Origin of the sequence: Sphingomonas sp. 22R3R2A-7 (assembly GCF_036856055.1) — a bacterium.
Classification (GTDB): Bacteria; Pseudomonadota; Alphaproteobacteria; order Sphingomonadales; family Sphingomonadaceae; genus Sphingomonas.
Genome location: NZ_JASPFR010000001.1, coordinates 1,307,642 through 1,326,202, shown reverse-complemented (window position 1 = coordinate 1,326,202; position 18,561 = coordinate 1,307,642). Strand labels below are relative to the sequence as shown.

Annotated in this window: 27 protein-coding genes; 13 read left to right on the top strand and 14 right to left on the bottom strand. The window is 57.8% G+C overall.

Annotation, left to right across the window (positions count from 1 at the left end; translation table 11 throughout):
- The first annotated feature begins 74 nt into the window (after positions 1–74).
- Positions 75–494, top strand: a complete 420-nt coding sequence (locus QP165_RS06440) for a response regulator (RefSeq protein WP_333994600.1) — start codon at positions 75–77, stop codon at positions 492–494.
- A gap of 15 nt (positions 495–509) precedes the next feature.
- Here the strand turns inward: QP165_RS06440 and QP165_RS06435 are convergent, their stop codons facing one another.
- Positions 510–701 (bottom strand): DUF6771 family protein, encoded by a 192-nt coding sequence (locus QP165_RS06435; protein WP_333994597.1) that lies wholly within the window; start codon positions 699–701, stop codon positions 510–512.
- Positions 702–1,105: 404 nt separating this feature from the next.
- Between QP165_RS06435 and QP165_RS06430 the strand changes: the two genes are divergently transcribed.
- Positions 1,106–1,258, top strand: coding sequence for a hypothetical protein (locus tag QP165_RS06430; protein WP_333994595.1), 153 nt, complete (start codon positions 1,106–1,108; stop codon positions 1,256–1,258).
- Positions 1,259–1,318: 60 nt separating this feature from the next.
- A complete protein-coding gene (locus tag QP165_RS06425) occupies positions 1,319–1,693 on the top strand; it encodes a hypothetical protein (protein WP_333994593.1) in 375 nt (124 codons plus the stop codon).
- 561 nt (positions 1,694–2,254) lie between these two features.
- Here the strand turns inward: QP165_RS06425 and QP165_RS06420 are convergent.
- The 3 genes from QP165_RS06420 to QP165_RS06410 are packed head-to-tail and all read right to left on the bottom strand — an operon-like array spanning position 2,255 to position 3,770.
- The gene (locus QP165_RS06420) at positions 2,255–2,536 is read right to left on the bottom strand and encodes a glycine-rich domain-containing protein (protein ID WP_333994591.1); all 282 of its coding nucleotides are present in this window, start codon (positions 2,534–2,536) and stop codon (positions 2,255–2,257) included.
- Positions 2,533–3,426 carry a collagen-like triple helix repeat-containing protein gene (locus QP165_RS06415; protein ID WP_333994589.1) on the bottom strand — a complete coding sequence of 298 codons (894 nt, stop codon included), beginning with the start codon at positions 3,424–3,426 and terminating at the stop codon, positions 2,533–2,535. Before QP165_RS06415 ends, QP165_RS06420 begins: the two co-directional genes overlap by 4 nt.
- Complete coding sequence (locus tag QP165_RS06410) at positions 3,426–3,770, bottom strand: hypothetical protein (RefSeq protein WP_333994588.1); 345 nt, start codon at positions 3,768–3,770, stop codon at positions 3,426–3,428. Before QP165_RS06410 ends, QP165_RS06415 begins: the two co-directional genes overlap by 1 nt.
- A gap of 186 nt (positions 3,771–3,956) precedes the next feature.
- On the opposite strand from QP165_RS06410, the gene QP165_RS06405 reads away from it, so the two are divergent.
- The gene (locus tag QP165_RS06405; protein ID WP_333994586.1) at positions 3,957–4,118 is read left to right on the top strand and encodes a hypothetical protein; all 162 of its coding nucleotides are present in this window, start codon (positions 3,957–3,959) and stop codon (positions 4,116–4,118) included.
- Positions 4,119–4,434: 316 nt separating this feature from the next.
- Here the strand turns inward: QP165_RS06405 and QP165_RS06400 are convergent, their stop codons facing one another.
- Both QP165_RS06400 and QP165_RS06395 read right to left on the bottom strand, forming a co-directional pair.
- Complete coding sequence (locus QP165_RS06400) at positions 4,435–4,692, bottom strand: hypothetical protein (RefSeq protein WP_333994585.1); 258 nt, start codon at positions 4,690–4,692, stop codon at positions 4,435–4,437.
- 21 nt (positions 4,693–4,713) lie between these two features.
- Entirely contained in the window at positions 4,714–5,301 is a 588-nt protein-coding gene (locus tag QP165_RS06395; RefSeq protein WP_333994584.1) for a hypothetical protein, read from the bottom strand.
- A 90-nt stretch (positions 5,302–5,391) separates the two neighbouring features.
- Here QP165_RS06395 and QP165_RS06390 point away from each other — a divergent pair, with 90 nt between their 5' ends.
- From QP165_RS06390 to QP165_RS06355, 8 genes are all read left to right on the top strand, one after another.
- Complete coding sequence (locus QP165_RS06390; RefSeq protein ID WP_333994583.1) at positions 5,392–5,823, top strand: lysozyme; 432 nt, start codon at positions 5,392–5,394, stop codon at positions 5,821–5,823.
- Positions 5,820–6,152 (top strand): hypothetical protein, encoded by a 333-nt coding sequence (locus QP165_RS06385; RefSeq protein WP_333994582.1) that lies wholly within the window; start codon positions 5,820–5,822, stop codon positions 6,150–6,152. Before QP165_RS06390 ends, QP165_RS06385 begins: the two co-directional genes overlap by 4 nt.
- Before the next feature lie 332 nt (positions 6,153–6,484).
- Positions 6,485–6,757 (top strand): hypothetical protein, encoded by a 273-nt coding sequence (locus QP165_RS06380; protein ID WP_333994581.1) that lies wholly within the window; start codon positions 6,485–6,487, stop codon positions 6,755–6,757.
- A 309-nt stretch (positions 6,758–7,066) separates the two neighbouring features.
- Complete coding sequence (locus tag QP165_RS06375) at positions 7,067–7,255, top strand: hypothetical protein (protein ID WP_333994579.1); 189 nt, start codon at positions 7,067–7,069, stop codon at positions 7,253–7,255.
- Positions 7,252–7,419: a hypothetical protein gene (locus QP165_RS06370; protein ID WP_333994576.1), complete on the top strand. Its 168-nt coding sequence runs from the start codon at positions 7,252–7,254 to the stop codon at positions 7,417–7,419. The genes QP165_RS06375 and QP165_RS06370 overlap by 4 nt, the downstream gene beginning before the upstream one ends.
- A complete protein-coding gene (locus QP165_RS06365; RefSeq protein WP_333994573.1) occupies positions 7,416–7,652 on the top strand; it encodes a hypothetical protein in 237 nt (78 codons plus the stop codon). Before QP165_RS06370 ends, QP165_RS06365 begins: the two co-directional genes overlap by 4 nt.
- A gap of 697 nt (positions 7,653–8,349) precedes the next feature.
- Positions 8,350–9,792: a DEAD/DEAH box helicase family protein gene (locus tag QP165_RS06360; protein ID WP_333994570.1), complete on the top strand. Its 1,443-nt coding sequence runs from the start codon at positions 8,350–8,352 to the stop codon at positions 9,790–9,792.
- A gap of 6 nt (positions 9,793–9,798) precedes the next feature.
- Positions 9,799–10,542, top strand: coding sequence for a Crp/Fnr family transcriptional regulator (locus QP165_RS06355; protein ID WP_333994567.1), 744 nt, complete (start codon positions 9,799–9,801; stop codon positions 10,540–10,542).
- A 124-nt stretch (positions 10,543–10,666) separates the two neighbouring features.
- Here QP165_RS06355 and QP165_RS06350 read toward each other — a convergent pair whose 3' ends face one another.
- The gene (locus tag QP165_RS06350) at positions 10,667–11,122 is read right to left on the bottom strand and encodes a GNAT family N-acetyltransferase (protein ID WP_333994564.1); all 456 of its coding nucleotides are present in this window, start codon (positions 11,120–11,122) and stop codon (positions 10,667–10,669) included.
- A gap of 143 nt (positions 11,123–11,265) precedes the next feature.
- On the opposite strand from QP165_RS06350, the gene QP165_RS06345 reads away from it, so the two are divergent.
- Positions 11,266–11,412, top strand: coding sequence for a hypothetical protein (locus tag QP165_RS06345; protein WP_333994562.1), 147 nt, complete (start codon positions 11,266–11,268; stop codon positions 11,410–11,412).
- 192 nt (positions 11,413–11,604) lie between these two features.
- Here QP165_RS06345 and QP165_RS06340 read toward each other — a convergent pair whose 3' ends face one another.
- The 7 genes from QP165_RS06340 to QP165_RS06310 are packed head-to-tail and all read right to left on the bottom strand — an operon-like array spanning position 11,605 to position 18,561.
- Complete coding sequence (locus QP165_RS06340; RefSeq protein WP_333994560.1) at positions 11,605–12,048, bottom strand: hypothetical protein; 444 nt, start codon at positions 12,046–12,048, stop codon at positions 11,605–11,607.
- Positions 12,048–12,269 (bottom strand): hypothetical protein, encoded by a 222-nt coding sequence (locus tag QP165_RS06335; protein WP_333994558.1) that lies wholly within the window; start codon positions 12,267–12,269, stop codon positions 12,048–12,050. Before QP165_RS06335 ends, QP165_RS06340 begins: the two co-directional genes overlap by 1 nt.
- Before the next feature lie 21 nt (positions 12,270–12,290).
- Positions 12,291–14,501, bottom strand: coding sequence for a hypothetical protein (locus tag QP165_RS06330; protein WP_333994557.1), 2,211 nt, complete (start codon positions 14,499–14,501; stop codon positions 12,291–12,293).
- 53 nt (positions 14,502–14,554) lie between these two features.
- Complete coding sequence (locus QP165_RS06325; protein WP_333994556.1) at positions 14,555–15,067, bottom strand: hypothetical protein; 513 nt, start codon at positions 15,065–15,067, stop codon at positions 14,555–14,557.
- A 50-nt stretch (positions 15,068–15,117) separates the two neighbouring features.
- The gene (locus QP165_RS06320; protein WP_333994554.1) at positions 15,118–15,630 is read right to left on the bottom strand and encodes a gp53-like domain-containing protein; all 513 of its coding nucleotides are present in this window, start codon (positions 15,628–15,630) and stop codon (positions 15,118–15,120) included.
- Between the two features lies 1 nt (position 15,631).
- Entirely contained in the window at positions 15,632–18,103 is a 2,472-nt protein-coding gene (locus QP165_RS06315; protein WP_333994552.1) for a hypothetical protein, read from the bottom strand.
- Complete coding sequence (locus QP165_RS06310) at positions 18,103–18,561, bottom strand: DUF6950 family protein (RefSeq protein ID WP_333994550.1); 459 nt, start codon at positions 18,559–18,561, stop codon at positions 18,103–18,105. Before QP165_RS06310 ends, QP165_RS06315 begins: the two co-directional genes overlap by 1 nt.

The following is an 18,561-nucleotide window of genomic DNA, read 5'->3' as shown; positions in this document are numbered from 1 at the left end:
TGCGCGCCGTTCGAGGTTGAGGCAGATTACCATGTTCCTGGGCAACCCTCGGACCGTGAAGTGGTTAAGGGGGAATGACCCTTTCCACTGTGTCCTACGCCATCGTCGTTGAGGACCATCCCATCATTATGATGGGTACTACCAATATCCTCGAGGACGCCGGATTTCGGATTTATCAGGCCTATGACGGCGATGAAGCGATCGTGCTCATGGAAGAGCACTGGGAAAGCATCGTCTTACTTTTCTCTGACGTGGACATGCCGGGCAGTATCAACGGGTTTGGTCTGGCGCGGCACATGGACACCCATTGGCCCAACATCGAGATTGTCATTGCGTCAGGACGCGTGAATCCGGAACGCGGCGATATGCCAGATCGCGCTACGTTCATCACCAAGCCATTTAATCATCGGACCGTTCACAGTCATTTGCAAAAGATATTGCCGGATGATCGGAAGCCCGAACCGCTAAAAAAGCCGTTTAGTCGAGTGATCTAAGGGTAGCCTCTTACGTCACAGCGGGAGGGGAAGCTGCGCCGTATCGGTCTGTATTGGCTGGTACAGTGCCGTGTAAACGTATCGTGCAAGTTCTTGGTGAGCATCCGCGCGCAGCCGTTCGTTAGGCACAGTGAGGCCGATTTTGGCCCACGCCGGCGCATCTTCAATTAACGCCGCAATTCTATCGGCTGAAATCACACCAGCCATTAGAACGCGTCCCCCGTGTAGGTTGCGTATAAGGACAAGCCCCGTCGCGCGAACTCAGCTTCGATGGGGGCAAACAGGCTTTCCGGGCCGTCCTCCATCAACTGAAAATAGATCGTTTGTATCTCGCAAGGGCGCAGGTCGGGCAAAATCTCAGCGATCAAAATATGAGTCTGAGACAGGGATGGTGCGCCTTCGCGCATCGAGTCGCTTGCGTGGTCCATGAGAACAAAAGTGGAACGAATGCCTTCGCTTGTCAACCTGGCGAGCAGGAATGATCGTCAGCTCGAAATTATGTGGCAAACTTAATTGGATCAATCAGCAACCGCTTGTCCGATCGAACGTCATACGCTTAACATTTGTAATGGCAGGCGGCGCTGATCGCTGCGCATGGCAGGGGATTTGCGATGGAACGTACCAGTGGCGTCGAATGCCCGCGCGTGTTTGCCAGTCAGTTGGAAGATATGATCGCGTATGCGGATGCAAAGCAAGACTTTGCGTTGGCTGCTTGGCTGAGCGAGTCGCTAGACCGGTTGATGGAAACGCATTTTAACACCTAACATGGGTTGCGTTCCATCGAAGACTGAGTTGATATTGCTTCGCATGACTGGGAGCGAAGTATGAGGGTAAACGACGAAGCTGCCCAACTGGCGGCCGCATTTTTGCAATTTCGGCGGTACCGTTCGAAAATTTTGCCACCGGAGATTTTCGGGGAGCCAGCTTGGGAACTGTTACTCGAGATATTCATCGCCGATGCGAACGGCCTCCCTATGACGGGAGCAATCGTTGCCCAACGCGGTGCCGTTCCGGGTGCAGTCATGTCGCGGTGGCTAAAACATTTGACAGCGGCGGGTTTGCTGATTGGCGACGGTAGCGGTAATCTTGATGACGAATTAACCCTGTCTGGCCGGGGTATGGATGCGATCGAGACAATAATAGGCGAGGCACGTAACCTTAAAGACAGCTTTTTGATGCCCTCTCATGCGCAAATCTAGGCGTCGTTGGCTCTCGCTCGACATCGATGTCAGAGCCAATAGGAGAAAATGAATCCCTGTCGCGCGGTGGTGTAGGTCAGAACGATCAGGCCCTCACCACCCAAGCCAGCCGTGTAGGGTTCACCACCAGCGCCACCGCCACCGCCGCCACCGCCGCCGTAGTCACCGCCTGCGCCGCCCGATGTGTAGTTACCAGAGCCACCGCCGCCGCCAGGACCGGCACTCTCGCCAGCCGTGGAAAGCCATAGCGCCTGCATGGTGCCCGGAGTCCCGTTGACCCCCGTGCCGCCCCTGCTGCCGCCTGCACCATTGCCTGCGGCTACGCCGCCACCCAACGAACCGCTGCCACCGGACGCACCGGACCCGCCAGATCCTAGGCCGCCGTTCGAACCGCCGCCACCGCCGCCAGTGGTGCCGGGCCAGCCGTTGCCTGAAGGACCCGCTGCGCCGCCGCCGCCGCCGCCCGGATGCGTCTGTGTGGTTGAAGCACCAGCGCCGCCAATGAACGTGATATCTCCGACGCCTCTGGGGGACGAGGTGCCGCTTGTGCCTGTCTGCCCGTCACCGCCCTTGTTCGCCAAGAACCGTGGTGTTGCTGGAAAACCATGAGGCGGTATTGGTGCCAACCTGCACTGGGATTACCGTGCCGGGGACCACGGTCAGCGTTGACGAACTGTACCCGCCGCCGCCACCGCTTGATCGCCTATTTCCTGAACTTGTGCTGCCGTTGACCGTGCGACCACGCCCGCCTGCACCGAGACATTCAACTTTTACGCTGCTGACGCCTTCGGGAACGGTCCATGCTGTCGTGCCAGCTTTCAGGTACTCAACGATCGTCGTCATAGGCGAACCACCAGCGATCCGATTAGACCGGCCAACGTCGCATCCGCTGAGCCAGCGTAGAATGCGATCCGGTCGCCAACGACCAGCGTGGTTCCTGTTAGAGCGAGGACGCCAACCGTTTGTCCGGCCGAAAATGTGACCGTGCCGCGTTGCGTGCCGTTGATTCTGAACAAGAACACGGTTTCAGCAGTAGGAGCGACATCAACGCTAAACATGCTGACCGCGACATCGATGGTGCCGCTCTGCGGCGTGATGCCGCCGCCTAGCAGTGCGTTGGCTGCGGGCTTTCCCGACACGATCACCTGCAAGCTGCGAACGTAGCTTTCCTTGGGCAACTTGCCACTGACGTCCGAGACGGATGCAGCGTCGATGTTCGACCGCACGATGTTTCGTTGGGTACTGTCTAGGGCCTGAGCAGCATCGAAGCGGACACGATTGCCTAGCGCGGTCGTCATCGTCTGTGCGAACTGCGGATCGTTGTTCAGGGCGCTTGCGACCTCCGAGAACGCATTCAGGGTTTCGGGTGCAAGGTTGATGATATCGCGGATGTTGGTCGTCAGAGCATCAACGCGTGTCGATAGATTGTTGACCACTGTAGGATCAGCGGAAGCGCCAGCCGGTCCCTGCGGCCCAGTCGCGCCGGTCGAACCGCGAGACCCGGTGGCTCCGGTGATTCCGCGCGGCCCGGTTTCGCCGATCTCGCCCTGCGGCCCAATTTCACCGCGTGGGCCGGGCTCTCCGGGCAATCCGCGCTCGCCAGCCGGTCCGCGCGTTCCAGTTGCCTTGGTCGTGACTGTGTTGATCGTCCTCGTCGTGACACGAAGCGATGCTGGAGCGCCCTTTTGGACCGTCAGCCTGCTTTGCACCTTCTGAACGGTAAAGCCGCCCATCAGGCCACCCCAACGACAGGAACAGCAAAGCCCGTTGCCATGATGGTCGCGCCCTCGACCAATACGTCAGGTTCACCGTTGACGATCTCGCGGATAATCCACGACCATTCCTTCTTGAGCAGCAGAGCGGCGTGCTCTGGCGTGAAGGTAAAATGGACAACAGTATTGTCCTGGGGGTCGGCTGTTGGAGCCAGCGTGAAAAGGAGTTGCGTCTCGCTGCCAACGTGCAGGCGCAGCGAGGCAGGATTTAGAGGAAGGGCCTCGCCATTTTCCTCGACATCGAACGAGAAAGAGAACGTGTCGGCCCTATTCAGGGTGATGTTTCCGGTGGTTTCGTCTTGCATTGAGTACTTAGCTGGACGGCACTCAAGACTATGGCCGGGAACGGCGTCCCGGGCATGGTCCTTTTTTGGAAAAAACAACGGTAAGGTAGTCGATAACAATCCTGTACAACCTTATCTATGACGGATCGTCCGCAACAGATAGCGCGACTGCGCTGCGTGTCATTCCTGATCGAGGAAGCGTTACGAATGGCCGACGAAGGCGACATGGCAGTGGTTGCTGCGAAATTGTCGGAAGCGAACGATCGGATCTTACACGATCTTAAAGAACTGAACGAGCCGCGCGAGAAAGCGGTATCTGCCTCTGTCCCGTCATTGGCACTTATCAAACGATCAATAACATATGTCTGAAAGTGCCTGTCCCAACAGTTGGGCGAACGGGTGGTCAGGGTCGATGCTGAGAAAGTGGACGATAGTTTCGCGTAGTATTTCGCGTTGCTCGTCCTCGGTCAGCACCGAGTGAAGTTCGATGGGGGCGTTCATCGCCTACCCAGCAGCGAAAAGCCTTTTCCCCGAAGCAGCAGCATCCGTGCTGACTTGTGTGTTGCTACCGCCTCCGCAGTAGCAAGAGCAGCCGTTGTTTCGTCATGGCGCTTTTGAATCTCATCACGCGTTGAAGCGAGCGTTGCGATAGCGGCGTCGAGGGCTTCGATTGCCTTGTGATTACTCATCGACGGCCACCGCGCTTGGTGCCCTTCATCGCCTCTGCCTGAATGATTGGCATAGCGGCCATTACCTGCTCCACGACCTGATTGCCGTATTCCTTGCTGGTCATGTGCGTTGCTTCGTCCAATCGGGCTTCCGCAGCTTCAAGCCGGGTGCGGAGGTCTGCGATGCTGCGGGACTGCTCGTTTAGGCGCTCCGTGATGTTCTGGAGGGCAAGCTGTGTAGCGTCCTGTGGCTTGTAGTGATCGTCGTATTCCATGTTGGTTATCCCAATCTGTTTTCAGTTGATTGCTGGAGCGGGGCGGGGCTTACCGCGCGGGCTGTAAAGCGTCGCGGCGAACACGCGTTCGTGAGCCCAACCCTTTTGCACCCGCTGCCTCAGTGTGGTGACGCTGACACCTAGTTCCTCGGCCACGTTCTGAATGGGCTGCAACACGCCGTTGAAGGGGACTAGCTGGCAGGGGACGGTATTCTTGCGACCGTTGCTGTCGATGATTTCGCGCTTGCCAATGCCCCATCCAAGGCTCTTGATCTTTGCGATGGGCCTGCGGCGGTTCCTCATGTTGTCTGCATGGCTGATCCAGCGGACGTTGCCACTGACGTAGCCCTTGTCATTATCGATGCGATCCAGTTCCAAGTCGGGGCTCGTCTTGGGGCCAACCTCATCCAAGAAGGCTTTGAAACCGGTCTTCTGGTCTCGCCAGGAGGGCTCAACGTCGAGACCGCGCTTGACGTAATCCTTTGCCTGCGAATGGGAATGACGTGAGCAGCGGTCGATTGCGTTTCTCAACGCTGCGTATTCTGAAATGTATTGGCCCTTGAGGCTCTTATTTTTGTTGTCCATGCAGCACCAGTTGTTGGTCAACATTATTGTTGACCAAATACTTACTGGTGGGCATCGTATGGTTGTGTGTCGCTATAACAAAAAAGGAGAAAACTTGTTTCGATAAGTTAGTAGATGAAAACATCATCTACAGGCCGTGTCTTTATCCGCGATGCGGAAGGCGAGGAACTAACCAAATATCGCTGCTCCGCTGGCGTTCCGACTATTGGCGTTGGGCACACCGGACCCGACGTGAAGATGGGAATGACCATCACCAAGGCGCGGGGTGACGCGCTGCTGGTTGCTGATCTTGCCCGCTTTGAAAAAGCCGTTGTTGCTGCAATCAAGGTGCCGCTGACGCAAAGCCAATTCGATGCCCTAGTATCGCTGGCATTCAATATCGGTGCGGATGCGTTCTCGAAATCAACCCTCGTCAGGGTCCTGAACGGCGGGTATTACGATCAAGTGGGGGCGCAGCTTGCGCGCTGGAACAAGGTCGATGGCCAGCCAAACAGGGGGCTGACTTCTAGGCGTGCCCGCGAGGCCGCGATGTTCTGTGCAACATGAGCGGCTATCGCAATTCGTACGAAAAGCGCTGCGCTCGCGATCTTGGCGCCGGATGGGATTATGAGGCCGTCCGTCTACCCTATGTGATTGAGCATTATTATGTGCCCGACTTTATCGACCGGGCCAATAAGCGCATCGTGGAAGCAAAGGGCCGGTTCCCCGCGTCGGATCGGAAGAAGATGCTGGCGGTAAAAGCCACCCATCCCGATTACAGCTACGAAATATGGTTTACGAACCCAGATGCGCCGATCAACAAAGGTTCGAAGACGACATGCCGGGCATGGGCAGAGAAACACGGTTTCATCACCAAGACCGGTCCCCGGAAATAATCGGCCTTATAGGCATAAACCCGTGTGGTTGCTCGCACGTCGTAGCGAATGACCCCGTTCCGCGCTTTGCGGGGCGGGGTTTCTTGTGCGGGATATAACGCTCGCGCGCGCGAGGGGCCTGCGGTGTCTCATTCTGGGATCGCAAATTCTGTTGCGCCCCGCCGAATCATAGGTATCAGGGCGTCATTGCTTTGAGGGACGGGTTGTCTCCGGTGGTTAGACCGCCGCGCCGAGGTTCGAGTCCTCGTCATCGCGCCAACAGTCATAGGCCGGCGAAATTCGTTGCGGCTGTTGCCCGGTTCAACCGGTGAGGCGCGATTTAAGGCAAGCCAATGATTCTTCGAGAGTTTCTTGATCACGCGGTGAAGACCCGCGAACCCGTAAACCTGTATCTCGTCACTGCAAACCGCATCACGGGACAGGTTTTGACTCATGACGCTGCTCATGTCGTCGTGGCAAAATTCATGGGACAGAACCCGCAGATCAGTGTCGTAGAGATGAGCAAGATCACAACCTACGGGTTGGAAAGCGCCGTAGCGAATATTGATTACTGGGCGCATCACGCTCGAATCGACCAGTCGTTGGTCAAGGGCGGCATCCTGTGAGTGGCCGCTGGGATACTCGCCGCGAAGTTCGGTACCACGGTGAACTGCGGTCCATCGAAGAGTGGGCCAAAATCCACAACCTTAGTCCGAGGCGTGTGCTGCGTCGGCTGCAACGCGGTTGGGCGATCAAGCCCGCGCTCACTACCCCTGTCGATGAGGCTGAAGGCGTATGAAGAAGCGCGTCCCCTACAAAACGTCGAAGGCTGCGGGTGATCCCCCGGTCCTCGACCTGTTCGAATACGCCGGAGACGCAAAGGCGCGTGCCCGTGAGGCTGAGCTTGAGATTCTCCGCAAGGCAGGAATGCAGTCATGAGCGATCAGTGGAAACCCAACCCGCGCAGTCCTGTGCAGAAGGAAGCGAAGGCTCACGGCATGAGGATCACCTACGAGGCTCTGGACATTCCGCCAGAGCCCAAGGCGGTCATCAAGGCGCGAAAGCAGTGGCTGGACACTGCCTACGACGGCAAGCGACAGGGCGAGAACGGGGGTGACGAATGAACGTCATACCCGAAGGCTTCGACGCGCTCGATCCGCTTTCGCGGAAGCTGTGGCTCATCACCGACATGGAGATGAACCGGCTGCGCGATGACCTGCTCACGCTGGCCGACTGCGTAATCGATCTCAACCACCTGGTCTTCGATTTGAAGGAGGGCAAGGCATGACGCGCCCGATTTCCGAGCCGCAGTTCACAGCGCTTTGGTTCGACGAGTTTGCCAACGGATCCGGCGTTGCGGTTAGCTGCATCCTGTGCGGCAACTCCGGTCGCATCGATACCCGTGGCAGGGTCTTCAACGGGTGGGGCGATGAATGCGGCGGCGAAGCCCTCTGCATCTGCCCCACCGGGCGCAAGTTCAAGCAGCAGGTCGAGAAAGCGCGCCGCGAGGACGCTCCCTAAGAGCTTTGCCATGTCTGGGGTTGTCCGCGTCAGTGCCCTGTCGCGGATGGCTCCAGAGGGGCGGCGTACAACGCACTGATGCCTCCGGCGGATGTTGGGTCGATCAGGGAGTGGATAGGGATCACCTGATTCCGCCAACTAGCAATTAACTCCAAGGCTATTGATGATGGATGGGGTGAGTACCGCAGCGCGAGCGAAGCGACCGCAAGGAACGGAGCCCTAATCCATCATCAATAGCTGGTGGACCTGGACGGCGCGAATGCGACGGACGGGAACACCAGACATTGCAGTCGGCATAGCCATAGACCTTTGATCTATCGGGCAAGGGTTAGTGACGTGAGGCTGTCCCGCTGCCGCGTTCCATCCCCCCGTCAGCAACTCGTCTCCGATTGGTCCTGGTTTGTCCGCTGCTCGCGTCCAAGCCCAGGCCCATCTCTAGACGAGTAGCGGAGTTCAGATCAGGCGTAACGAATAACTCTATAATAAAAGGGTTGTTTGTTACGGTCCAGTCAGTGCGTCGTACGGTCACTTTTATAATGACGCGGTTTTGACGTCGGAATTATAAATAGAAACGTAGACGCGGGGCTGGAAACGCTGTCGTCTATGACAGCGAGCCCTGTTCTGCAACTCAGAGAAGAACTTGGCCCGACTGTGCAACTCCAGCCCGCACAGTCGGGTTTTTCTTTGAGGTTAAGATATGAACACTTTTTATTATCAGCCCGGTCCCGCAGGTTCTGGCAAAACCCATCAACTGGCGCACTGGGCCGCATCCGTTGCAGCATCGCACGGTAAGGTGCTGATCGCGCAGCCGACTACCGCACTCATCCGTGCGACGGTAGCAAAGATCCGCTCGATCGATCCGTCGATCAAGGTAACGCCGATCTATGCGCGACGCGCTAACGATCGCGTGACGGCTCGAACGCTGGACCACATGAACGCTGCTGCGCCCCATGCGGGTGAAATCCTGATCGTTACCCACGAGACGTTGAAGCGCCTGCCGACCAATCGCCGGAAGTTCTGGCACATGGTCTGCGACGAGGTTCCCGCCGTGCTCGAGCATATCGACCTACGCATCGCGCAAACCCATCAACATGTCACCGACCATATCGCAGCCGAGGAAGTCGTTCCCGGCTTGCTGTCACTGGCGCCGGGTAATCGAGCGGCCCTGGAGGCCGTGCAGGTCAACGCGACGGAGGATCAGAACATCGCGACGTTCGAGCGTCTGGTATCCACCCTGCTATCGGGCGATCACTTCGTCATGGTGGATTCCGATGCGTACCGCGATCTTCTCGAAAATCCCCAGACGCGCGGACGGCTCGATTTTTTCGCGGTCCTGATGCCCGACTTCGTGAGCGGCTATGCCAGCACGACCTTCATGGGGGCGAACATCGAGGAAACGGAACTGTTCGTTGTCTGGAAGGCGCTGTTCGATATCGATTGGGCACGTCACCCGGTCATGGGTGACAAGCTGCGATACGAAACGCACCAGAACGGGTCGCGCCTTACCATCGGCTATCTGTTCGACGGACGCCTGAGCAAGCGGTTCCTTGGCGCAGAGGACGAGCTGGGCGGCACGACGTTCGATCAGGTGACTGGCTATGTTGCGCGCTACTGGGATGCAGTTCCGTTTCTATGGCAGGCCAACAAGGACGCCATGCCAGTCGGTTTCGACTACGCCTCGCGTCTCCCCGGCGTCTCGCATGGCTTGGAGAAGGCCGAATGGAAGCGCGTTCATAACGTGGCGCTTTTGAGTGCGATGAACCGGAAGTCGGCCGCCTACGGCTTTCTCGTCAAGCTGGGGATCAGTGCCGAGCAGGCACAAGCAACGCTGGCTTGGCAGAACGATTATCAGTCGATGATGCGCTGCTCACTCCGCGACCCGGATGCAGTGGCACCCGTCCGGGTAATCGTCGGCAGTCGTGACGGTGCCGAGTGGATCGCCGCCAAGTTCCCCGGCTGTATCATCGAAAAGCTTGATAGCGGCATCGAGGAGCCGCGCAGATCGGGTCGCCCAGAAGGCGCGACCGGAACGGCAAAAACAGGCGCGGAACGGGCGCGCGAAGCCCGTGCGCGCAAGAGGGCCGCGAAGGAGAGGCAAACCATTAGCGTTAATTGTACAAATCGCGATGAGGGTGCTTAATATCTGGTGCTGCATCGCGATATGGCCCATGCCATGCCGAGGAATGCGCGGAAACCGCCCTGCATTTTGCAGGAAAACGTTTTGTCGAATTCACCGAGCGATACTCTTGCGCCCATGATAGAGAAGCTTCGGTTGCATGCGGAATTGTCAGAAGATGACAGGGATGCCGTCCTCGCGCTTCCATCCGTCTTGCGTACCATTGAGAAACGGCGCTCACTTATCCGAAACGGTGATACGCCAGAACACTGCATTATACTCCTCAAAGGTTTCGCATTCCGCCATAAAACGACAGTGGACGGCCTTCGGCAGATCGTATCATTCCATACTCCGGGCCAAATACTGAATATTCAGCAGTTATTCTTAAAGGCTGTCGATCACGACATTCAAGCCATGACGGCGTGCGAAGTCGCTACAATACCCATAGAGGCGTTTCGGCGTTTGGCCGCAGGTCGGGTATCCATCACCATTGCCTTGGTCGCTCAAGCCATGGTGGAGTCATCCATTTATCGGCAATGGATGCTGAATGTGGGGCGGCGCGATGCCCGCGCTCGAGTGGCGCATCTCCTGTGCGAATTTGCAGTTAGGCTTGGCGATAAGGGCATGACGCCTGAGCAGGCCTATCATATCCCCATGACCCAACACCAAATTGGGGATGCCGTTGGCTTATCTCCGGTTCACGTGAACAGGGTATTGAGAAAGTTTAGCAACGAGGAAATACTCGAGAAAAGGGAAGTGTTGTTCGGTTTTTGAACTGGGACAAGCTTCAAGACGTAGCGGGATTTAATAGACGATATCTGCACGTTGGGGACTTCGTCGACGGGGTGGACCTTCGCGACGACGCGGGTCACCAAAGATGGTAGGTTGTCAAAGTCAGCTATTTTGCGATGGTCAATGTCATATCGTAGCGATCGAGCCCAGGGCCATAACCGTTGCGAACTATGACTATTGTTTGAAAGCCAAAGCGGCGGTAGAAATTTACTGTGTGCTGGCTCGTGTTTAAGACGACCTGCGTCACTCCGGACTGTTGCTTGGCGGCTTCTAGCCTTACTTTGGTAAGCAGACGTCCCAACCCCGATCTATGAGATTGGTTGTCGATCATTCCCCAGCAGAGTGACGCGGTGCAGCCATCCGCTTCGACAATTACTCCCCCACAGCCAACTAGTTTGCCATTGCGTACGATCACGAGATAGCCGCAGCCATCAGCGCGCTCGTCCAGAAACCTTTCGTAGCCAGCCCGTTCCTCGGGGTCGAAAAATGCCGGTACGTTGCCGTCAAATATGGAGAGACAGGCGGCACGATCAGAGCGAGCGTAGGGGCGGGTGCTTGGCATAGGTTCTCGTGAATGATGAAGCGGCCGTTGCCCTTCGGCCCGCGGTCATAAAGGGCTTGCTGGTCAGCACGGTATAAGTGTCATTAGTAGACCGGCAAATCTACTATCGACCTGATCCGTCTGGCGGGCGATATGATGTGTCGATGACAGATAAACTGGCGCAGAAAAAAGACGACCTCCGGGACCAGATTGCGGCAGCAATCGCGCTCGCTGACGAGCTAGGTCTACCGTTGGTGGGTGCCCTGCTGGACAGCGCGCTCAGTGTTATGCCGGCAGACGTCCATCATTAAGCTAAGCTAACCTCAAGGCATCGCATACGTGCCGGTCAATGGGGGTGCGTAATAACGGCATTCACGTGCCCGTCGGCGTGTCAGATGACGGTGTCGCCTCGATCAATATCTGTAAAAGTGCCGTGATGTCGTCGGGCAGCTCGCCCGAGGCGATGAACGCTCGCATCAGGATAATTTGAGCCTCCGTTTTTGTCATAGGTCGCCGGTATCACCGCGCAGCGGCTTCTGCCCTTCCGCAATTCGTACGCGATCTTTGACCCGCTTCATCTCCGCCTCGATCGCGTCGTCACGGGCATCTTGGCGCGCATTCTGGGTACGAATGTCGGATAGCTGCTGAGTGGCCGTGCCTTGCGTCTGCTGCAGATCCGCGATGCTTTTTTGAAGCTGGTCGACGTTCGCACTCATCTTGGTCACGGTCGTGTTCAGACCGTTAACGCTGGTGCCCACCCATCCGAACACCGCCAGCATGATCACGCCGATGACGGCAATGACGCCACCAACGATCAGTTTTGTTACGCCTCGATCGTCATCGCGTATTGGCACGGGAACGGGAGCAGGGGGTGCTTGCATCAGCTGTATCGCCTGCATGATTTCCATAAGCGAAGGCGACGGCGTCGAAGGGACGGTATTTGGCATCACTTCACCAAACCATCGACGACGAGGGTAATCACGCCAGCTAAGGCTGTTGGAACGCCGTAGCGGACGAGAAGGGTGGCGAGATAACCGCGAGCCGCGGGAACCTGCCAAGCAACCTTGGCTACATGGACAATTCCATTTTTAACGTCTGTCAAAAATGAAGGGCGCGCGGCAATCTCTGGCTTAGGTGCCAGGTCGGATGTGGGTTCGAAGTCGGCCATACTGGCTCCTTTTCCCAGTACTTATGCTGCGAACTTTACGCCGATCTGCTGCGCCAACTGCCGGTGGATACGAAAGCGAATGTCCTCAGGATCGGTGCGGTTCGTGCAGACTGCGGCGTAAAAGCGACCCGTGTATCCGGGTGCAAAGCTGCCATCTGTGAAGAAGCGCATGACGCCCCCGATACCAGCGGCATAATTTGGCGAACCGGGATCGGGTTCACGGTTCAGCATCTGCACGTTGTTGGTGTGCGCCAGTCCGGGGTTATGCTGAAACGAGATTGAGATGTCTCGATTGGTCACGGCAGAGTTGCTGGAACAGAACACGCTCGATCCACCGACACGCACACGCAAACTTGCACCGCCGTTGGTCCACATGCCGACCGCAAAGTTATCGCCCGTTGAGGCGTTCAAGCTTCTAGGGATGCCCCAAAGGGGACGAGTAGCAGTATCCACGGCACGACGGATCGTGGTGTACATGCTGATGTCGGGGAAGCGATAATCGCCGGCTGAACCTGCCGCGTACCAGTCACCCTTTTCCACCTCTAGCCATTGGTTCGTGCCGTCGTCCCGGAATACTGCCTGCTTGGTAACGTCAGGTTGCAGCATGTGTCGCCCTCTGCCGCTGATGTCATCGAGGCGGGCAACAAAGCTGCCATCGACTGCGGGGACAGTGCCATCGATGTCGATCCAAGCCGTTCCCGCGACACTGCAATCCCACCAGCCTCCGTCCGTGACACCGCCAGGACCAAAGAGGGTCGCGGCATCCATGGGATCATCCTGCACGTCCGTGATGTTTACGGTGATCACGGCATCTGTGAACTGCTGGTTGATGCCGTAGAAGCGGATTGGCTGCTGCATCGTCTTGGGGGTCGTGCCTTCGTAATCCTGCGCCTTCAGGGACAACCAATAGCCGTTGCGGCCAAAATGGCCCGTATAGGGGCCTGTGAGGCTCGCAAGCGCACCCGGCATATTGGCCGTGATGGGGATGACGGCTTTGAGATTTTCCGGAAAGCCGTAGGTCGTCGGCACATTCAAGACCGGCTTTGAGGTCGTCGTGGTCATCAACTCCACGCGGCCCGCGTGCTTTCCATCGTTGACGCTCTCTTCGCCTTTGAAGTTCGCGTAGTCGCTGGTGACGGTTGCGCGCGAGTACGCGATCGTGCCGCCCGCTTCCGCGCTAAAACAGGTGTAGGAGTAACCAGCGTTGCCAGTGTAGCGCCCGCCAATAACGTAGCAGACGCCGCCATAGGAGCCGACCTGACAACGTGAATATGGATTGGTGCCCGCGTTATCCATCGGCCCGGTGCCAATGCAGTCAATAAGGTAGCTGACCCCCCACATGCGATAATTGCGGTGATTGCCAAGCGCCTGACAGCGGATGAGCCGGATGTTGTCGCCCTTAAAGTCCCAGCCGCCGTCCGTGTTATTCGCCGCGATGCAATCCTCGAACGTCACGTTGTGGTTTTGCGCTTCACCCGAGAAGCCATCGCCGTTCTGGTATGCCTTGGAGGTGTCGATGTGGTTCTTCATCGTGCATCGGCGGAACGTCGCTGGGCCAGCGGTGTCGCGAAGGCCGATGCCGATAGCAAAGGCGGATTTGTCCTGCCGCTCACTGTCACCGTAGAGGTCTTCGCAAAGAATGTTTTCAGTCGCGTATGCGATGCGCGCAAAAGCGTCCGAGTAACCCCGGACCGTGATACGCTGAAGAACGAGATATTCCGCGATCGATGCGTGCGTGGCGCCGCCGCCAAGATTGTTTTCCAAAAAGCGGCTGATGTTGCGCCCCGTGCAGTCGGTGATCCTCAGACCCTTGATCGGCATACGAACGCGGACGAAGCCATTGCCGGTATTGTGGGCATGGAAGTCGCTGAAGTAGAGGTAGTTGGCACCAGCATTGAGCCGGAAAACCTCTGCCGAACTGCCGGGGTTATTGATGGTCCATGGCTCGACGCGCGTTCCCAGCACCTCAGCCTTCATGGGATTGCCGCTGGCATCCACACCGCGAATGCGAACTTCACGATCTGCCGACACACCGCCCTTATCCAGCGTGAATGTCGTAGCCCTGACCTCATAGGGTCCAAGGTCAGCTCTTATCCAGACTTCACCCGCTGGGTTCGTCGCTGCTGCTCGGCCGATCAAGCCGTTGACAGCGCCAAGGCCAGCAGATGCATTAGCCCAACTGGTGCCGTTCTTTGCGCCAGCGCCGGCGGGCGTCACGTAGAAGCGTGGCACCTTGGGCGCGTAATTGGGCATTCCAGCGACGGTTGCGTATCCAACGTGGCTCATCAGACTGCCGCCGTATCGCCGTCGAGAAAGACGGTAGTGGCTGTTTCAAATCCAATGGAGCCGCCCGCATATTGACCCGCGGTGCCGTTATGTCCCTGCCGGTTATAGAGCGTCGAACCGCTGGGCATGATGAAGCGCAGAGGGCCGGAGCCAGTCTGCCGCCAAAACCAGATTGTACCCTCTGGTGCAGATGGAACGCGAACCTCAGTCAGTGCAGTCGATGTGCCGGTGGAGATGCGAATGCGATTACCGGCCTGCGCCAGCGTCAACGTATGGGGGCCAACGCCCGATAGGTTGATGTTTTTGAGCTGGCTCGCATCATAGACCGCGCGGGCAGGGCTGGGGACGTTGACGGTCTGGCCCGCATTGTTGGTGATTGGAAACTTGCCGTCACCAGCAGTGCCGCCGTTGGCCGCTCCACCGAACCACGTTTGAAGCTGCTGTACGGTTGCGCCTTGCCGAGCGAGGTAGTCCGCGAGTTGGTTTGCAATCTCTTCGTTAGTAAAACTCATCTAGTTCTCCCGGCGACCTCAATGGGTATCGCTTCTCGTTGGAGTGAAACTCAGTAGCCGTAAGCAATCCAATCGAAGCCATCGATCGTATTGCCGCCTTCGTTGGCCTGCGCTTGAAACTGCTGATGGGTGCGGTCGCGGTTGGACGTAACCTGCATCCAAATATCTCGATTGGTTTGGTTGGCGACGTCGATGTACGCGGTCGCTTGTGCGCTCATCAGCGCATTGGGAAACGGGATTGGAAACTGGATATCGACGCCGCGCTCGCTCATATTTGTCGAGCGATACTGACCCCACTGCATGATGAAGCCTCCGGGCATTTTCTGGAAGCCAGCGGCGGGGTTTAGAAGTGAGTATTCGTTGGCAAACAGCGGCGTCAGCGATCCGTAGGTGATGTTCTCGACGATGACATTCTTAAGGTACGTTTTGTCACCTTGGATCAAGAACGGCACGACCGATTGCCCGTTCACATCGCTGACAACCTTGAATTCGGACGCAATGATGGTGAAGCTTGAACTTGTGCCGTTGTTGGTCGCGACGGTGCCGCTCACAAAGCCGTTCACGTCAAGGTTGAGAACAGCGCGGGCCGTTCCGCCAGTTGGGCCAACGATGACCTCGTTTAGATTTTTGATGCTCGCCGTGTTTCCGCCGGACGTGGCCTCGATGGACGTGAATTTCTCGGCCAGCGATTGCGAGGGCGTTACCTTCGTTGCCTCCAAATTCAACACGAACGCACTGCCATCGCCGTTCTTCGCGCCGATCAACGCCAGTGTGGTCGCCAGCGCCGTGTTGTTCTCGGTCGTCTGCGTTTTTAAATCGGTAATGACGGTGCCGATGGGCTGTCCGTTCAAGGTCGTCCGGGCGTCCAGAGACCGCTTGGTAATCCGCCTGTCGCAAAGCACCTTTGACGATGCTGTCGGTGTTTAGCGTGATGCTGGCTTTAGCTTCTGCTGCCGCCTTCGCCGCTGCGTCCGAACCACCCAGCGCCTTATCGATGTCGCTGATGACCTGTGTGACGGGCCGATCACCAACATAAGAGCCAATGGGGGCGCCAACGGTCGCGTAATCGGCAGGGCGGGCACCCGTGCTATCGGTGACGTTCTCCCAGTCGGTGATCGTGATAACTTCGGCGGTGGCAACGCTGGCATTCACCCAGGGCGAATACACGGCGCTCGTCATGCGGAAGCGAGCGCGGACCTCAACGGTGATGCCGGGGGCGTTGGACGTGAATGTGAACGTGCCAATCTTGGGATCGAACAGTCCAGCTTGCTCGGACCACGCATCGGTTCCTGCGGGGCGGCTCTGAATTTGGATGCCGTTGACGCGACCGCTGTACTCGGGGGTCCACGTAACATGAACTTCCGAGACGTTGACGCCGTTGGCTCCGCTGTAACTGGCACTCGTCAGTCCGAGGTTTGCCGGGGTGATCGTCGTTGACGCGTCGTAGCCCTGCGGACGGATATTCGCCGGCAGCGGCTTTTCCTCGCGATCCCATGCGTAGATCGCTGGATCTTCCTCGCGAAGCGTCATCTGGAAAAATAGATCGTGGCTCTCGGCCTGCTCCATCACGCGGAACAGTTTGTTGTTCCAACCCTCTGCTGGCAGCGAAAGCGTGATAACCGAGCCAATCTCAACGGCGAATGCCTTGGGGCCGAATGTCGCGGCGAACATGCCGGGGCAGAGGTATTCCCTGAGCAGCATCTGTTTGGCGATGCGCTGACAGGTTTCCGCTCTCGAGACCGCGCCAAGGTCGATCGACATGGTACGGGGGATGCCGTCGGCCAGCGGTTCGCGCTCAATGGGATCGCCCCAATCGGTGAGCTGGTACAATTCCTCGGGATTAGCAAAGCGACCACGAACGATGTTGAAACGCTCGCGCGATGCCGGTGCCGGGTTCCAGATATAGGGGCTGGAGCCGTTAGCCGGTGCAACCAGATCGTCGGCATCAAAGGCAATCTTGGGGCCTGCCGTGTCGTCATAGCCGCCAACGATGCAGTAGGTGCCGCCGCGATCCGTCAGCTTACAGGAGCCCATTGCAGCCGTCAGGCCGTTGATAACCGTCTCGTGACTGTCCGTGGTCGAGAAGATGCCGTCAGCGGTGTAACGCTGAACAGTGCCGCCGCCCTGAACGGCAACACGCTCTTCACAGAGGTTTGCGTAGGTGCGGAAATTATCGAAGTCGATGCGGTTGGCGGGAATGCCCATGCCCCACACGACCTTGCCGTTGATGCGCCAGCCGAGCAGATACGTCAGTAGTGCCAACGTGGGGTTGCGGCCAATCTCAACCGAGCCATCGCGAAACGCGTAGGTGTTTTGATCATTGACGCGATGCGCGCCAGAACCACCGCGCGTGCTATCGCGGCGAGGATCGTAAAGGGGGCAACCTTCAACAATCGCCGTAAGGCGCTGCGGAATGCCGCTTTCCCAGACTTCATCGTCCAGCTTCCAGAACGGAACGTAGTAGGCGCAGCCCGTGAATGTGCTGCTGCTGTTCCAGTAGCGACCCGAGCCAACCGAAAAGCCGTTACCCGGCTTGCCCTCAGTGACGACACGGAATGGATTATTAGGTGCGAAGCCGTTGCGCTTGGATACGAACGAGCCGTTCTGCCAAACCAGATCGTTTTCGACGTAGAACTGCTTGAGTGCATTGATACGGTGAGACGCCAAGGCGACGACCTGAACGTAGCCATCCTTCTTGGTGGACGGCAGATCGATGTCGCCTTCAAAGAACCGAACGTCAGCGCCACCCGCTGTCGTGCCGAAAATGATCTTGCGCGAGGCGGTGGGGACGACACTCGTATTAAGGCGATCCACCATGGACTGCGACATCGAGGGCGCTTTTCGGAAAAGCGTCGCGGCGGCGGTCAGGGCCATGCTGATGCCCATGCCGATCAGCGCCGACGAGATAGCCGTTGCTGCTACCGTGACACCAAGGGAGCCCGCGACACTGGCCAGTACGGCTGCGATCTGCGGGGCGAACACGACGACCGCGACAGCGATCGCTACGACGATGACCGTTTTGACGATCTTTGACATCAGCGCGCCTCCGCTTCGGAGGCCGCGAAGGGCAGGGTAAAGGCTTTCGTGCAGTCAGCGGTTGGGATTGCGACAAGGCCCTGCGCGCCATGCTCTTCCCCGACGAACCAGCTATGCAGGCCCACACAAACACCCAGGGTCGTGCGGTCCTTCATCACGATATCGCCGCGCTGCGCGAACACGGGATGCTTGGGGGAGCCTAGGCAGGCGGTTGCTGTTTTGAGGAGTGTGCCCGCGCCATGAGTGCGGAGGGCTTCGGCCGATCCAGCGCGGTCACTGTAGGTGCCCCGGAATGCCTCGGCAGGATCGGTGCCCGTCATTGCCTTGATGGCATCGCAGGCAAAGAGCGCGCAGTCGTTGGAACCCCACTTGAAGGGTTCCTCGGACTTTCGATCAATTAGTACGGCAAGACGCTCTTCCCAATCGGCAGCGCGAATAAGTTCAGATGGTTCGTTCAT